Below are 521 nucleotides of genomic sequence, written 5' to 3' on the forward strand. Positions count from 1 at the left end.
TATATTACATTATAAAATTTATAGTTTAAGATTAAAGCAGTTTCCAAAGTGTTTTTCAATGTATACAACATACTACTGCCAGCAGTGGATTGCAATCTAAAATTTATCTCAGTGTTAAAACCAACTAAGCTTCAAGCTATATCGATTACCGTTTTGCTGTTTGTCTTTCTGACATTCACGTCAACAAATGCCCAACGGGCCGTTGGTATTGGTACTACCAAACCCAATCAAAATGCCGTATTGCATCTGGTATCGCCAGGTGAAAATCAAGGATTTTTATTACCTCAACTTTCTACTGCCCAAAGAGAAAATATCAATTGTGTTTCACCTGCCGATGATGGATTGGTGGTATTTGATGATACAATAGGTAAGTTTTTTTTCTGGAATAATGGAAGGTGGAATGAAGGCCTGGGAAGTGTTACATCAGTCAATGCTTCTTTTAATACTACTACAAATACGCTTGAGTTTGAAGGTGGAGTCTCTGTAGATTTATCTGCATTGGCAAATACAGACAGTCAAAC

At 36.3% G+C, this 521-nt stretch carries 1 pseudogene; it reads left to right on the forward strand.

Going from position 1 to position 521, the window contains the following annotated elements:
- Positions 1-111 precede the first annotated feature (111 nt).
- A pseudogene (locus E1176_RS00435) lies at positions 112-521 on the forward strand (hypothetical protein); the annotation flags it as partial.

Origin of the sequence: Fulvivirga aurantia (assembly GCF_009711475.1) — a bacterium.
In the GTDB taxonomy this organism is placed as follows: domain Bacteria; phylum Bacteroidota; class Bacteroidia; order Cytophagales; family Cyclobacteriaceae; genus Fulvivirga; species Fulvivirga aurantia.